The sequence below is a fragment of the Mammaliicoccus sp. Q-M61 genome, from assembly GCF_022386055.1.
GTDB classification, from domain to species: domain Bacteria; phylum Bacillota; class Bacilli; order Staphylococcales; family Staphylococcaceae; genus Mammaliicoccus; species Mammaliicoccus sciuri_A.
Map to the genome: position 1 here is coordinate 79,309 of NZ_JAJNJL010000005.1, position 14,344 is coordinate 93,652.

Genomic DNA, 14,344 nt, shown 5'->3' on the forward strand with positions numbered 1-14,344 from the left:
CTTCCTTTTTTAAAGTGTCTTTGATTGTTTATTTAATAGCGACTTAGGTTCATTTGATAGTAACGACTCTTTACATTTCACAGCAATTTCTTGAGCTTTATAGCCATCTTCTATTGAACAAATTACTTCAGTGTCATTTAAGATAGCTTCAATAAATCCATCCATTTCTACTTTATAAGCGTCACTATAACGTTCTAAGAAGAAGTATGGCGGATTGTCTTTAGATATTCCTTCAGCTCTATGATAATTTAATGTCGTTGTTTGTTCATTACCTACATCAATTGCACCTTTATCACCCAATACTTCAACTCGTTGATCATATCCATATACACTTCTTCTACAGTTTTCAATCATGGCCATTGAGCCATTTTCGAATTCAAGTGTTACAAGTGCTGTATCGATATCATCATATTGAGCAATTTCAGGATTTACAAGTGCACCACCAGTTGCATACACTTCTGTTATTTCAGATTGCATTAAATATCTTGCCATATCAAAGTCATGAATCATCATATCCATGAAAAGCCCACCTGAGCGTTTAATATATTCTACTGGTGGTGGCTCTGGGTCTCTTGAAGTAATCCTTAATGTTTGAATATTACCAAGTTCACCTTTATTTAAAATATCTCTTAACTCTTTGAAGTTTTTATCAAAACGTCTATTAAAGCCCATTTGCAGTTTCACATTTGATTGTTTTACCGCTTCTAATGCAATTTTTGCTTCATCAATAGACAAACTAATCGGTTTCTCGCAGAAGATGTGCTTTCCTTTTGCACTAGCTTCTTTAATGATATCTACATGCGTATCGGTAGGTGAACATATTACTACTGCATCTACCTCAGGATCATTAATAATATCCATATGATCCTTAGTTTTATTTTCTATTCCTGCTTTTTTGATCCAATCTTCCATCTTGTCGCAATATAAGTCTGAAATCCACTTAATATTTACATCTTTATGTGTTCTTAAATAATTTATATGTAATTGGCCAATTCTACCTGCTCCAATTACTCCGAATGTTAGTGTCATATTTTTCTTCCTCCTATGCTAATCCGAGTGGTGAGAATAATACGTATGTGCCAATAACTACAAATATGATAATACCACCTACTAAATATCTATGTTTCCATGGTGTGATATCTACTTTTGCGTAATTTACACTGAAATCAAACTCATCAGATGGTTTCCATTTATTGAATAACATCACTATAAGTAAATCTACAAAGAATAGTACACTTAATACATATAAGAAATGTATTTCTGTAATCAAAACTTTTGAAAGCGCATACAATACAATGTGTAAAATAAACATCACTTTAGCGCCAAGCTGTGATGTACGTTTTACAAAAAATCCTACCAATACAAGTACTAAAAGTGGCATGTTATAAATACCATTAAACTCTTGTACAACTGCATATAAACCTTGTGGGAACAGAGAAATCATTGGTGCAATTATTACAACAATTACACCTACTAATACTGTAACCAATCTACCAATTCTTGATACTTGTTTATTACTAGCTTCTTTGTTGATAATTGATTTATAAAAGTCTAAAGAGAACAAAGTTGCTGTACTATTTAAAGATCCAACAAACGAACTTAGAATAGCACCAAAAATAACTGCTCCAAATAGACCATATGCCCATTCTGGTAATACTTCATTAACTAGCATTGGATAAGCATTATCAGGATTTGTAACTTTGTCTCCTAACATATTGAATGCTAATACACCTGGAAATACTAAGAATAAAGCACCAAAAATTTTAAATGTACCTACATACATAGCACCCTTTTGTGCTTCTTTTAAACTTTTACCAGCAAGTGCTTTTTGAACAATCATTTGGTTAGTACACCAGAAGAATAAATTGTTGAAGAACATACCAAAGAACAACGTTGGCCATGGTACTATCTTAGAATCAATCGCACCCAGTGAATTGAGTTTTTCCGGCGTGTTCTGAACCACTTTATCAAACCCGTGTAAGAAGTTTCCATCTCCAAAAATAATGAGACCTAAAGTTGGTATAGCAAGTCCACCTATAATTAAACCGACACCGTAGATAGAATCACTATGTGCACTTAAAGATAATCCACCTATGAATAAGTATATAATTCCTACTATACCTATTACTGTTGATATTAAAATAACTGCAGTCATATCGCTTATATTTAGCATTTCACTTACATTGAAAATTTTATTAAACACTAGTGCACCAGAATATAAGACAACTGGTAAGAATGAAACAACATAAGTAAATATGAATAATAAAGATACGAGTCGTTTCGTGAAAGTATCAAATCTCATTTCAATAAAATCTGATATTGTATCTACACCATACCTAAAATATCTAGGTAAAAAGACAAGTGCTAATATTACAATGGCTACTGATGATGTTACTTCCCATGCCATAACTTCCATACCTGCAACGAAACTTTGACCATTTTGACCAACTATTTGTTCTGTAGATAAATTAGTCATAATAATTGTAGAAGCAATTGTAAAACCTGTTAAACTTCTACCACCCATAAAGAATCCATCTGAATCTTGAGTATTAATCTTTCTACTTCGTAAGTAAGCATATACACCGACACATATAACAACTAAAACAAATGAAATTGCTGCAAACATACTCATGATAATTCTCTCCCTTTAGGAGCCCTTAACTCCTATACCATTTTGTTTAAAATTTTATTGATATTGTGCTATATATTCTTTTGCTTTTTTTGCATATATAAATGGATTTGCAATCGCTGGATCTTGTTCAGCTTCAACTACAATCCACCCACTGTAATCAGATTTATAAATTAAATCTAAGATAGGTTTAAAATCTATTACACCATCTCCAGGTACTGTGAACATACCTTTTTTTACACCATCCAAGAAGCAACTACTTTCTTTATCTACAGCTTCTTTAACATCTTGTCGAACATCTTTAAAATGAATATGTTTTATCCTATCTTCATATCTTTCAAATATGTCTATCGGATCTTCGCCAGAAAGGACAAGGTGTCCTGTATCAAATAAGAGAGAAACATTATCTTTGTTTGTTCTTTCCATTAATTCATCTATTTCTTTTGTCGTTTGTACACCTGTACCCATGTGATGGTGGTATACGATTTCCATATCTTTTTCATGTGCTAATTGTCCTAGCTTCTCTAATCCGTCTATTAATAATTGCCATTCTTGTTCGGTGAATATAGGTTTTTCTTTAAATAATGCTTTCGTTAAATCTCCTTGAATACTATTGCCTTGTTCTGACACAACAATAACGTTAGCGCCTAATGCATGTAAAAAATCTCTATGTTTTATAAATGCTTCTTCTGTTACTTCATATGGTTCGGAAGTTAAATATAAGCTTAACCATGCACTTGCGACTGATAGTCCTCTTGGTTCCAAATATGATTTCAAAACTTCAGGATCTTTCGGGTACTTGTTACCAATTTCTGTACCTTCATACCCAGAGAGTGCCATTTCACTTATACATTGCTCAAATGAATTTTCACGCCCTAGTTCTGGCATATCATCATTTGTCCAAGCTATCGGTGCACAAGCGTATCGAATATTTTTAGTCATTTACTTCACCTCACAACTTAATGATTGTTTTCTTTTCATAAGATTCTTGCATTGCAATTGCAACCTCTGTACTTTTCAATCCATCAATACCTGTTATTGATGAAGGAACATTGTTATTGATAGATTCTATAAATGCATTAATTTCATTAATAAATGCTAGTTTGAATCGTTCAGGAAAATGACCTGAAGTCGGTCTAACGACGCCGTTTTTGTCATAAAGTGTAACTAAGTTTTTCTCAGGTGCATTTCCGATTCTTATCATGCCTTCAGTTCCTATGATTTCTGTTTCAACATGGTATCCATGTTGTGCATTTCTTCCTGCTAATAAGTATGCGATTGTACCGTCATCTAATTCTGCCAGACATGCACCTGTTTCCAATTCTTCACATTCTGTTAATTCAGGTGCTGCTATGTTATTACCTAGTGAATAAACAGTTTTAAATTCTGAACCTGTGAACCAGCGTACTAGATCAATATCATGAATCGACATATCTAAAAATATGCCACCACTCGCACTGTTCTTCGCAAATTGAATAAAGCTATCTAACCCTGCACTAGGATCAATTCCATAACATCTCATTGCTGTAATTTTACCTAGTTCACCATTCTGAACAACGTCTTTAGCAAATTGGTAAGAATCATCAAATCTACGCATAAAACCTAACTGAAACACTTTGTCTGAGTGACTATTTATTTTTTCAACAACTTGTTTGATATTATCTAACTCAAGTCCAATAGGTTTTTCTGAAAAGACATGCAAACCTTTATCTAATGCTTGTGAAATTTGAACTGCATGAAATCCACTTGGTGAAACAATTACAACTGCATCTAGCTCATCGTTTTCTATCATTTCTGAATAGGATGTATAGCAATTTTTTACACCTAATTCATCTTTGGCGTATGCTAATTCTTGCTCAACAACACTTGCAACAGCGAATAATTCTGCGCCTTTCACATGATTAACAATGTTTTCTGCATGCACTTTTCCTAATCTACCTAAACCAACTTGACCAATTTTTATTTTTGTCATGTTATGAATCTCCTTATTAATATTGTTTTGCTTTTTTCATAGCTTGAACCTTTTCTTGATATGATGTATTTATATTTGATTTTTCACTATGTTCGGATACACCAACATTCCAGAATGATTCATATCCGTCAGTCATTGTTTTAGGTAAAGTCTTAATTTCTATTAATGTAGATTTTGTTTCTTTTTTAGCATCTTTAATTGCATCTTCTAAAGCTTGAAGACTGTTAACCTTGTATGAAACAGCACCATATCCTTCTGCAATTTTCTTATAATCTACATTCATGACTTTGCCGTTATAATCATTAAATTCAGTACAAAAACTTTCACTACCATTACCCATTTGTAAATTGTTGATACAACCAAATCCACTGTTATCGAATAATACAATGTTAATTTTATAGTTATATTGCAATGCAGTTAGTAATTCAGTGTGCAGCATCAAGAAACTTCCATCACCAACTAATGCATATACTTCTTTTTGGGGATTTGCTATTTTTGCACCAAGTGCAGCTGCAATTTCATACCCCATCGTAGAATAACCATATTCCATATTGTAAGTATTAAATATATCGGTCTCCCACAATCTTTCTAAGTCTCCTGGTAAAGATCCAGCAGCGGCAACGATTATTGCATCATTATCGATTGTTTCATTAACTTTAATAACCGCATTTGTTTGTGGTAATTCCGTTTCTAAGGCTTCAATGTATTGATTAAGTTTTTCTTTACTAAAATGACCTGATATTTCAGCTTCAAAATCATTTTTATTAATATCTACATGAGATAATCTTTCTCTTTCTTCTGACCATTTATTTTTTAAATCATTTACTTCATCTAATGTATTAAATTGACATTTACTTAATGCTTTATCCAATAAACTAATTGATATTTTTGCGTCTCCAACTACTTGTATCGCATCTAATTTATAAGCATCAACTCTATTAACATTAATGTTTATAAATTTTGCATTATCAAAGTTAGCTACTGTCTTTGAGCTAGTTGTAAAGTCTGAATACCTTGTTCCAATACCAATAATGACATCAGCTTCTTTTGCATATAGATTGGCTGCTAAATTTCCTGTAACGCCAAGACCACCAAGATTCAATGGATGAGAGGCTTCTATTGTTGATTTACCTGCTTGAGTTTCTGCAATAGGAATATTCGTTTTTTCTATAAATGCTTTTATAGCATCTTGAGCTTCTGAATACTTAGCACCACCACCAACAATTAATAGTGGTTTTTTAGCTGTCTTCAATAGTTCAACTGCTACATCTATTGATCTATTAGAAGGTTGAAGTCTATCAACATAATGTACGCGCTTTTCAAAAAATGTTTTTGGGAAATCGTATGACTCTCCCTGAACATCTTGGCTCAATGCTAATGTCACAGGACCCGCTGTTTGAGGGTTTGTCATGACCTCAAATGCACGAATTAAGGCAGACATGATTTGCTCAGGTCTCGTTATGCGATCAAAATATCTCGAAATTGGTTTTAACGCATCATTTGTAGTAATACCAATACTTTGAGGGTTTTCAATCTGTTGTAATACTGGATCTGGTTGACGAGTTGCAAATGTATCTCCTGGTAAAAATAATACTGGTATATGATTTGCTGCGGCTGTACCTGCTGCCGTTACAAGGTTAGCAGCACCTGGACCGACAGATGTTGTCACTGCAAATACTTTTTTTCGTAAACTTTGTTTACTAAAACCAATTGCTGTATGTGCCATACCTTGTTCATTTTTGCCTTGGATTATTTTTAATTCTTTTTGATAATTTGATAGTCCTTCTCCTAAACCAAGGACATTACCGTGGCCAAAAATATTCATGACACCTTCAACAAATCTTGTCTCTTTTCCATCAATCGAAATATATTGTTTCGTCAAAAATCTAACAATTGCTTCTCCAGTTGTTAACTTCACTGTATTAACCATGTTTAATACCACCTTAAGATTGTTCTTTAATTAAATTTTCTATTTTATCAACTGTAGGCATCGCTTCAGATGAACTATGACTACTTACAACAATCGCTGCTGAAGCTGCACCATATTTCAATGCTTCTTCAACTGACTTACCTTTAACCAATGCATAAATAAATGCGGCTGCGTATGAATCGCCAGCTCCAAATGTTTTAACGACATTCGCTTTAAATGCTTTACCTTCATAAGTATTGCCTTCTTTATCAAACGCATTTGAACCTTGTACACCATGTTTAATGACAACTAAATGTGGATTAGCTTTAAATAATAGTTCACTAATTTCTTTGTCTGATAATGCTTTATATCTTTCGACCATATCAAATTCATCACGTGTTCCAATTACGACATCAGCTTGTTCAGCGACTAACTCATAGTAAATAGAAGTTTCTTCTTCGTCTTTCCAACTATAAGGTCTATAATCCAACTCAAAAATTACTTGTACATTATGTTTTTTCGCTAGTAACAGCGCTTTTAATACTGCTTCTCTTGATGGAGATTTAGCTAACGCAGTTCCTGAAATAAGCAAATATTCCGAATTTTTAACGTATGATTCATCTACATGTTCAGGTGCTAAATATAGATCTGCTACTTCTTCTCTATACATTAATATGCTAGACTCACTCGGACTTTTAATTTCTGTAAACGTTAAGCCAATTTTATGTCCATCTTCATCTACATGTATTTGAGAAGTATCAACGCCTACTTCTTCAAAGTAATTCGTAATAAATCTTCCATGTTGATCATCTGATACATTAGCAATCATACCCACATCTAATCCTAACTTTGCCGTACCAATCATGATATTAGCTGGTGAGCCACCAACATATTTGCGAAATGATTCTGTTTCTTCCATTGGTCTATTAATTTCTATTGAGTTTAAATCTATTGCTGCACGACCTATTGCTATAATTTGTTTTTTATTAGACATTCACGTACACCCCTTATTCTCTATCAATAATCCATTCATGATCTGGTTGATTATAAAATTTCCAAACTTTTTTAGGTCCTGCCATAACATTTAAGTAATAACCATCGTAACCATCAGGTACAGCTACTGGATGATAACCTTTAGGCACAACAACAACATCACTATTCTCTACTGTCATCGTTTCATCTAATGAAAGGTCGTCTGTAAACACACGTTGAAAGACGAAACCTTTACTTGGATTCATTTCATGATAGTAAGTTTCTTCAAGTAATGATTCATTTGGTAAGTTATCAACGTCATGTTTATGTGGTGGATAGCTCGACCAATTACCTTGATCTGTATACACTTCAACGACAAGTAATTTTTCGCTCGCTGTATGTGTATCAGGTAAAATATTATGAACATGTCGTTTATTTGAATATTTACCTCTATCTTCTACTGAGTTCTCAGATGCTGGGATTAATTGTGTTGCTCTTTCTTCATCTGCTGGTGAATAACAAAGTACAACTCTTGAATCTTTATTCGCTTTAATTGTCACTTCATGATTTTTAGAAATATAGATACTGTCTGTTGGTATTTTTTCAAATACTGAATCTCTTGTTCCTAAATCTTCATAAGAACTTTCTCCATCTGACACATCAATATTGCCAGTTAAAGCGACAATACATAGTTCAAAATCACCTGTTGATTCTGTGTAAGTACCTTGTGATTTTATGTCTAAAACTTTAAAACCAATATAAGCTAAATCAATATCTTCAGGTTTCAAATCATGTATCACTTGTACATCATCACTTAATGGATGATGTACAGGTTTATTTAATAATCGAGCCATCTCTATTTTTCACTCCTTAAAATTGTGGATTACCATGTCTTGCAGTTACGACCTTACGATGTGTGTAGAAATCAATACTATCTTTACCGTTTGCATGTAATGAACCATAGAATGATGATTTCCATCCTGAGAATGGGAAGATTGCCATTGGTGCTGGTACACCTAAATTAATACCTAACATACCTGCATCAATATACTCTCTGAAGTATCTAATAGATGATGCACTGTCTGTAAATAAACATGCACCGTTCGCAAATTCAGATTGATTCGCTAATTGAATGCCTTCTTTTAGATCTTTTACTTTAACAAGTGATAGCACCGGTGCGAATATTTCATCTTGCCATAATTTCATATCAGTTGTAACATCTTCAAAAATAGTCGGTTTTACGAAGAAACCATCTTTGTTGTTGTCTTCTCTACCATCTAATACGAGTTTGGCACCTTCTTCGACACCTTGATCAACGTAATTTAATGTACGTTCAACATTTTCTTCTCTAATAACTGGACCTAAGAAAACATTATCTTCTAAGCCATTTCCGATAACGATATCTTTAGAAGCTTGTACAAGTTTTTCTTTAAATTCGTCATAAACACCTTCTTGAACAGCTACTACAGCTGCTGCCATACAACGTTCACCTGCTGATCCAAATGCTGCACCAATTACATCTTTAACTGCGCCATCAATGTTCGCATCATTTAAAATGATTGTATGGTTTTTAGCACCTGTTAAACATTGCGCACGTTTTAAGTTTTCAGTTGCTTTTTTATAAACATATTCACCTACTGGTTTAGAACCAACGAATGATACAGCTTTAATATGTTCATTTTCACAAATGCCATTCACAACATCATGTGCACCATGTACAACATTGAATACACCTTTTGGAAAACCTGCTTCTTCAATTAACTCTGCAAGTTTATTAACAAGTAATGGTGTCTTTTCAGAAGGTTTAATCACAAACGTATTACCTAACGAAATAGCCATCGGGAACATCCAACATGGCACCATCATTGGGAAGTTGAATGGTGTGATACCACCTACAACACCTACTGGATATCTATAGCTTGTTCCTTCTATATTTGTAGCGATACTTGAAAGTGAGTCACCCATCATTAAAGAAGGAGCACCTGCAGCGAATTCAACATTCTCAATACCTCTTTGTACTTCACCTAAAGCTTCTGTCGTATTCTTACCATTTTCTTTTGTAATAATTTCAGCTAATACTTCTCTATTGTCTGTTAGTAATTGTTGAAGTTTGAATAAAAGTCGAGCACGTTTAGGTACAGCAACTTCTTTCCATTCTTGAAACGCTTCATGTGCAATTTTTGCCGCTTCATCTAATTCTTCTCTAGTTGAAACAGGTACTTTAGCAATCACTTCTTTAGTAGCTGGATTGTATACATCTATTGTTTCCTTACTTTTCGACGCTTGCCATTGTCCATTAATGTAATTCTTTAAGATTTCTACCATTTACATATCCTCCAGTTATAAATATTAAAGTAACCGCTTTCATCACCTTTTTAAAAAAATGAGTATATATTGATTAACTATTGGTTACTTGTTGAGATAATATTATAATAACGAGTAGAATATGTCAAATTTTGAGTAACTTATATTTTTTATAGTTGTTATATAAGCAAATTTTGGGTATATTGTAAGAAATGGGGGAATCGTATATGAAATCTAAACGAATTTATGAAATAGAATCTTTCATAAAAAAAAACAAAACAGCTTCAATTGATGAATTGAAGGACACATTTAATGTATCTGTTAATACAATAAGGCGTGACATCAACCTTTTAGTAGATATGAATGTAGTTAAAAAAGTTTATGGTGGTATTGAAGTTATCGAGGATGAATATAAAGCGGTTGATTATCAAAAAAGAAATGTTGAGAATTATCAATCAAAAAAACATATCGGTCAATTAGCTGCTGCACATATCGAAACTAACGACATTATTTATATTGATACAGGAACAACAACAATACATGTATTAGATTATGTCGACAAAAAATTATCATTTACAATTATTACGAACAGTCTTGATATCATGAATAAAGCTTCACAATTTGAAAATGTAACTTTATTTATCATTGGCGAAAAATACAAACCACGTACACGATCATTCATAGGAATAGATACTAATATTTTATTGAATAAATTTAATATTAATAAATGCTTTATGGCAGCTACTGGTGTTAATATTCCAAATGGTCTATCTAATTCAGAGATGGAAGAAAATTTAATCAAACAACTTATTACAAAAAAAGCACGAGAAACTTATGTTTTAGCGGATAATAGTAAGATAGGACATTCAACATTACTAACATACTGCAATTTAAGTGACGTAGACAAAATAATTACTAATAAAGTACTCCCTCAAGAAATACAACAGTTCTGCGATGAAAATGATATTAAGGTACTATATTAGTTAATAAATATAACACGCGTGGATTTTGTGGGGCACTAACGATCTTGTTTTCAACTCTTGAGCGTTAGCGCCTCGTTTTTGCGCATTTTTTAAAATTTATTGACCGCTAACTATCTTGTTTTCAACTCTTGATCGTTAGCGCCTCGTTTTCGCGCATTTTTTTAAATTTATTACCCGCTAACGATCTTGTTTCACTTTCTTGAGCGTTAGAATTTCTAACGATCTTGTTTGCGACTCTTGAGCGTTAGCGCCTCGTTTTTGCGCATTTTTTAAAATTTATTGACCGCTAACTATCTTGTTTCACTTTCTTGAGCGTTAGAATTTCTAACGATCTTGTTTTCGACTCTTGATCGTTAGCGCCCCGTGTTCACGCACAAAAAAAGACGTGATACACTAATTTCTATCGGTATCACGTCTTTATTTATCTTATATTAAGATGTTAAGGCTATTTCATTATAGAATTCGTCTATATTTATGGATTGCCCGTGGTTCAGTCTTGATTCTTCTGCTGCGAATGCCATTAAGTGACTGATTAAGGATTTACTTGCTATGGATTTAGATACATTTTGATCTGAGCTATTAATTGCATCTATAAAATCTCTTATAATACCTTCATCTCCGCCTCCATGTCCACTGCTCACTTCTGGGAATTTAATGACTTTTTCTTCTCTTGTTAAAAAGTCAAAAATACTTATTTCATTTGTTTCCATATTCCCTCTTATTTCCCCTTTTGTTCCCATTATTTGTACTATTCTTGTTTGTTCTCTTGTAAATGCGCTCATACTAAATGTTGCTGTTGCGCCATTTTCAAATTCCATATTCACAACTTGGTGATCGACAACGTCATTATCTGATTGGAAGACGCATTTTCCATAATCCGTATGATTTAATCTTTCAATGATCGCTTCGTTAGAATTTTCTTCTGTAAATTTCATCGCCCATCCTCTACCGATACCTAAATAATACCTTCCAGCGTGAAATGGACATTCATTTTCTGCTGGACATCCGTCTAAACATCTTAATGGTGCGCCTTCTGGTTTGTTAGCTTCATTAAAGTACATCAATGAACCAAAGGAATTGATCCTTTTACAATCTTGATCCATGATATAACTGATAATATCCATATCATGGCAAGATTTAGCTAATATCATTGGACTTGACTGTTCTTTACTTTTCCAATTTCCCCTTACAAAACTATGCGACATATGCATATATTCTACATTTTCATTGAGTTGGATAGATGCAATCTGACCAATATCTCCATTTTGAACGATAGATTTTATTCTGCTCCAGAATGGTGTATATCTTAATACGTGACAAATCGTTAATGTTCTATCCATTTCTTTCGCTTTTTCTACCATTTTAATGCACTCTTCAGGACTAGGAGACATCGGCTTTTCAAGCAACACGTGATATCCTAAATCTAATGCTTTCATCGTTGGTTCAAAATGGGCTTTATCTTGAGTACATATAATTGCTATATCAGCTTCTGGCTTTAAGTCCAATAATGCTTTCCATGATTCTTGTACGTATCGTTCATCAAGATTATGGTGACTGCTTACACGTTCTCTTCTTTCTTTAACAGGTTCTGCTACCCCAATTAATTTAATTTTATGGGGTAAAGATTTTATCAAATTCGCGTAAACTCTTCCCCCACGGTCACCTGCACCTAACAAAATCGCTTTTTTTATACCCATTGAATCGTCCCCCTTTATCATTCAATAGTTTCATATTACTACTATAAAAGTAAAAAATCACACATTTATCATTATTTTTTTGTTCATATTTGTTCAAAATTGTTATTATTATAAATAAAAAAACAGTAGGCATTCAAATTATAAAAATGAATGTCTACTGTCTAAGTATTGATATATTCAATTACTGACCTTGATTTTGTTGCATTTGCATCAATTCATCTGCTGTAAATTGTACATCAGTTCCAATAATAATTTGGATATTTTTATCACTAATTACTTTGTTTCCTAATGCGCCAGATTGTTTGATTTTATCTTGATCAACAACACTTGTATCTTTTAATGTTAGACGTAATCTTGTTGCACAGTGATCGATAACTTCTATATTATCATTACCACCAATTGCTTCATATATAAGCTTTGTCTTATTAGATACTTTCACACCACTATTGTTTGTTGAAGTACCCGCTTCATCTTCTTCAAGACTAGGATCTTGCTTTGCCGCTTCTTCCATTAAGCCATCTCTACCTGGTGTCTTAAGATTAAATGTACGAATCGCAAAATCAAATACAACGAAGTATACGACACCCATAATCAAACCAAGGACAAGTAACATTAATGGCTTATTCGCAATTGGAATACTTAAACTTAATAAATAATCTATTAATCCTGCACTAAATGTAAATCCTGCAGTCCAATGGAATGTTGCTGCTATAAATAATGAAATACCTGTTAATAACGCATGAATTCCAAATAACATCGGTGCTGCTACTAAGAATGAGAATTCTAATGGTTCTGTGATACCAGTTACGAATGAAGCGATCGCTGCTGTAACCATTAAAGAACCTACTACTTTTCTATTACGCTTTTCAGCATTTTTCCAAATCGCTAATGCTGCAGCTGGTAATCCAAACATCATAATTGGGAATAAGCCTGCTTGATAACGACCTGTTATACCCGCTTCACCCTTACTAGACCAGAAGTTTGCAATATCATTAATACCCGCAATATCAAACCAGAATACTTGGTTTAATGCGTGATGCAATCCAAATGGTAATAATAAACGGTTAAAGAATCCGTATAACCCTGCCCCAAGAGGTCCAAGTTTAGAAATCATTTCCCCAAATGACACTAATCCATTATATACTGGTGGCCAAATAAACATAAGCGCGATAGAAATCACTAACATTGCCGCCGCTGATAATATCGGCACAAGACGTTTACCACTAAAGAAAGCAAACGCTGTTGGTAATTTCGTATCTTTAAATCTATTGTAAATTGCAGCTGTAACTAGACCACAAATAATCCCGATAAATACATTACTAATACCCGTAAATGCGATATCAACTTTATCCTCAGCAATATGCAATACTTTCGCCATTGCTTCTGGCTTTAGTACTTGTGTAACCACTAAAAATGATACAAGTCCACTAAGTGCAGCTGCTCCATTTTTATCTTTAGACATACCGAATGCTAACCCTACCGCAAATAGTATTGGTAAATTATTAATAACGGCTAAACCACCATTTGCTAAAAAGTTCGCAACGCTATTTCCTTCCCCGTTAATTGCACCTGAATCAATAAAAGATGCGATACCTAAAAGTAACCCAGCTACCGGTAAAATGGAAATAGGTAGCATTAGAGACTGTGCAAATTTTTGCATATAAGCCTTCATATTTTTCTCCCCTTATATATTTGTTGGAAACGTAATCTCTATTACATATTTACCACAAAAAACATTTGATGTATATAACGAATTAATATTTCAAAAACTTAAAATAATCAATTAATTATTTTTAACAAAAAATAATAAGCATTTCGTTAATATTTATATCAACATACTTTCTAAAAAATTAAGAGCCTGCAACAATTTCAATGTTT

Annotated in this window: 11 protein-coding genes; 1 reads left to right on the top strand and 10 read right to left on the bottom strand. The window is 33.2% G+C overall.

What is annotated here, in order from left to right:
- Window positions 1-9 precede the first annotated feature (9 nt).
- The 8 genes from iolG to LQ677_RS08570 are packed head-to-tail and all read right to left on the bottom strand — an operon-like array spanning window position 10 to window position 9,807.
- Window positions 10-1,029, bottom strand: a complete 1,020-nt coding sequence (gene iolG / locus LQ677_RS08535) for an inositol 2-dehydrogenase (protein ID WP_239748306.1) — start codon at window positions 1,027-1,029, stop codon at window positions 10-12.
- A gap of 13 nt (window positions 1,030-1,042) precedes the next feature.
- On the bottom strand, window positions 1,043-2,632 hold the full coding sequence (locus LQ677_RS08540; protein ID WP_037590352.1) for a solute:sodium symporter family transporter: 1,590 nt from the start codon (window positions 2,630-2,632) through the stop codon (window positions 1,043-1,045).
- 54 nt (window positions 2,633-2,686) lie between these two features.
- Entirely contained in the window at window positions 2,687-3,571 is an 885-nt protein-coding gene (gene iolE / locus LQ677_RS08545; protein ID WP_037590351.1) for a myo-inosose-2 dehydratase, read from the bottom strand.
- Between the two features lie 10 nt (window positions 3,572-3,581).
- Entirely contained in the window at window positions 3,582-4,601 is a 1,020-nt protein-coding gene (locus LQ677_RS08550; RefSeq protein ID WP_037590350.1) for a Gfo/Idh/MocA family protein, read from the bottom strand.
- A gap of 16 nt (window positions 4,602-4,617) precedes the next feature.
- Window positions 4,618-6,531, bottom strand: a complete 1,914-nt coding sequence (gene iolD / locus LQ677_RS08555; protein WP_159316166.1) for a 3D-(3,5/4)-trihydroxycyclohexane-1,2-dione acylhydrolase (decyclizing) — start codon at window positions 6,529-6,531, stop codon at window positions 4,618-4,620.
- Window positions 6,532-6,544: 13 nt separating this feature from the next.
- Entirely contained in the window at window positions 6,545-7,504 is a 960-nt protein-coding gene (gene iolC / locus LQ677_RS08560; RefSeq protein WP_084755318.1) for a 5-dehydro-2-deoxygluconokinase, read from the bottom strand.
- A gap of 13 nt (window positions 7,505-7,517) precedes the next feature.
- A complete protein-coding gene (iolB, locus tag LQ677_RS08565) occupies window positions 7,518-8,336 on the bottom strand; it encodes a 5-deoxy-glucuronate isomerase (protein WP_037590347.1) in 819 nt (272 codons plus the stop codon).
- Between the two features lie 16 nt (window positions 8,337-8,352).
- Entirely contained in the window at window positions 8,353-9,807 is a 1,455-nt protein-coding gene (locus LQ677_RS08570) for a CoA-acylating methylmalonate-semialdehyde dehydrogenase (protein ID WP_037590346.1), read from the bottom strand.
- A gap of 206 nt (window positions 9,808-10,013) precedes the next feature.
- On the opposite strand from LQ677_RS08570, the gene LQ677_RS08575 reads away from it, so the two are divergent.
- A complete protein-coding gene (locus tag LQ677_RS08575; protein ID WP_185805808.1) occupies window positions 10,014-10,769 on the top strand; it encodes a DeoR/GlpR family DNA-binding transcription regulator in 756 nt (251 codons plus the stop codon).
- 431 nt (window positions 10,770-11,200) lie between these two features.
- Here LQ677_RS08575 and LQ677_RS08580 read toward each other — a convergent pair whose 3' ends face one another.
- Entirely contained in the window at window positions 11,201-12,466 is a 1,266-nt protein-coding gene (locus LQ677_RS08580; protein WP_126477342.1) for a Gfo/Idh/MocA family oxidoreductase, read from the bottom strand.
- Window positions 12,467-12,647: 181 nt separating this feature from the next.
- A complete protein-coding gene (nagE, locus tag LQ677_RS08585; RefSeq protein ID WP_191836117.1) occupies window positions 12,648-14,138 on the bottom strand; it encodes an N-acetylglucosamine-specific PTS transporter subunit IIBC in 1,491 nt (496 codons plus the stop codon).
- Window positions 14,139-14,344 lie beyond the last annotated feature (206 nt).

Bases quoted from the DNA above. Each gene is read 5' to 3' on its own strand.
- iolG (WP_239748306.1), bottom strand. From the start codon at position 1,029: ATGACACTAACATTCGGAGTAATTGGAGCAGGTAGAATTGGCCAATTA.
- LQ677_RS08540 (WP_037590352.1), bottom strand. From the start codon at position 2,632: ATGAGTATGTTTGCAGCAATTTCATTTGTTTTAGTTGTTATATGTGTC.
- iolE (WP_037590351.1), bottom strand. From the start codon at position 3,571: ATGACTAAAAATATTCGATACGCTTGTGCACCGATAGCTTGGACAAAT.
- LQ677_RS08550 (WP_037590350.1), bottom strand. From the start codon at position 4,601: ATGACAAAAATAAAAATTGGTCAAGTTGGTTTAGGTAGATTAGGAAAA.
- iolD (WP_159316166.1), bottom strand. From the start codon at position 6,531: ATGGTTAATACAGTGAAGTTAACAACTGGAGAAGCAATTGTTAGATTT.
- iolC (WP_084755318.1), bottom strand. From the start codon at position 7,504: ATGTCTAATAAAAAACAAATTATAGCAATAGGTCGTGCAGCAATAGAT.
- iolB (WP_037590347.1), bottom strand. From the start codon at position 8,336: ATGGCTCGATTATTAAATAAACCTGTACATCATCCATTAAGTGATGAT.
- LQ677_RS08570 (WP_037590346.1), bottom strand. From the start codon at position 9,807: ATGGTAGAAATCTTAAAGAATTACATTAATGGACAATGGCAAGCGTCG.
- LQ677_RS08575 (WP_185805808.1), top strand. From the start codon at position 10,014: ATGAAATCTAAACGAATTTATGAAATAGAATCTTTCATAAAAAAAAAC.
- LQ677_RS08580 (WP_126477342.1), bottom strand. From the start codon at position 12,466: ATGGGTATAAAAAAAGCGATTTTGTTAGGTGCAGGTGACCGTGGGGGA.
- nagE (WP_191836117.1), bottom strand. From the start codon at position 14,138: ATGAAGGCTTATATGCAAAAATTTGCACAGTCTCTAATGCTACCTATT.